Here is a 1,663-nt window from a genome sequence, read left to right on the forward strand (position 1 = left end):
ACCACAACGCCGATCATCAATTATCCGAACGGCTTCGGTAGCAGCTGCGACTCGGCGAACCTTTGGTTGGAGAACAACGCCTCGTGCGCTTCCCCTTCCGTCCATGTCGTCCCGCACGTAGTTCACAACGCATCGAATATGTTCTTCAAAACGCCGGTGAATGTGTCGAACTTCACCACCACATTCACGTTTCACATCGACTGTTCCTATCAACCCTCCCGATGCGGTGCAGGCTTTGGCTTTATGGGCGTCAGTGACCCCAACTACAAGACACCCAACGGCGGTGGCTGGACTTACTCTGGCGACTCCGATCAGTTCTCATGGTCGCAATGCCACCTGGAGGTCAATCCTGTCGTTTGCCCATATCCTGGCCTGCCCGCGGTTAACGGATTTCTTGTGAAATTCGACATGTACAACTACGCCACCAGCACCGGAACCCAGAGCATGACCGGGTACTATTATGGTCCAGATCAATACCCGGACAATTGGGCGGCGGGCGCTTACAACCCGATTCCAAGCACCGACATGGCTCCGTCCGGGATCAACCTCGGCAGCGGGGATGAGTTTTCAGCCACCATTGTTAACAACGGAAGCACCATTTCGCTCAACCTCACGGATCTGGTCACCCATGCAAACTATCAGCAAAGCTGGCCGACTAACCCATCGATTGGAACAGTTGTCCAGAACGGCAACGGGCCGATTGCTTACGTAGGATTTGGCGGCGGTACCGCAACATTCCTGGATGACGTCTACATCGATAGCTGGACACTTGCCACTGGAACAAGCACGCCCACAGCCGCTACACCAACCTTCTCTGTGGCAGCGGGAACCTACGCCTCGGCGCAGACGGTCAGCATCAGCGATGCCACCAGCGGTGCTACCATCTACTACACCACCAACGGCACCACGCCCACGACCTCCTCAACGAAGTACGCAGGAGCGATCTCGGTGACCGCGACTGAGACGCTTCAAGCCATTGCAGTTGAGAAGGGTCACACTAACAGTAAGGCTGCCAAGGCGGCTTACATCCTCAACTCCACTGTACCCGCACCAACGTTCAGCCCGGCGAGCGGCACATACACCAGTGCGCAGAAGGTGACCATCTCAGATACGACTGCCGGTACCGCCATCTACTACACCACGAACGGCACCACACCTACAACTTCGTCGACCTTGTACACCGGCCCCATTACAGTAAGCGCGACGAAGACATTGGAAGCCATCGCAGTTGCGACGGGCGATGCCAACTCTGTGGGTAAGGCCACCTACACCATCATGTCAGTGCTGCCTGCGCCGACGTTCAGCGTAGCGGCAGGCACCTACACATCCGCGCGGTCAGTCTCCATCAGCGATGCCACGGCCGGAACAACAATTTACTACACCACGAACGGCACCACGCCGACCACGGCTTCAACGAGGTACGCTGGCCCCATTACGGTTAGCTCGACTGAGACATTGAAAGCCATCGCGGTTGCTACGAGCGACGCCAACAGTGCGATTGGGTCCGCTGCCTACACCATAACCTCGGCCTCTACCACAACGCCGATCATCAATTATCCGAACGGCTTCGGTAGCAGCTGCGACTCGGCGAACCTTTGGTTGGAGAACAACGCCTCGTGCGCTTCCCCTTCCGTCCATGTCGTCCCGCACGTAGTTCACAACG

At 57.0% G+C, this 1,663-nt stretch carries 1 protein-coding gene; it reads left to right on the top strand.

Annotated elements, in window-relative coordinates:
- Positions 1–1,663, top strand: a 1,663-nt coding sequence (locus OHL23_RS28550) for a chitobiase/beta-hexosaminidase C-terminal domain-containing protein (protein ID WP_263355502.1), incomplete at both ends; no start/stop codon positions are given.

Source organism: Acidicapsa acidisoli (assembly GCF_025685625.1).
Taxonomy (GTDB): domain Bacteria; phylum Acidobacteriota; class Terriglobia; order Terriglobales; family Acidobacteriaceae; genus Acidicapsa; species Acidicapsa acidisoli.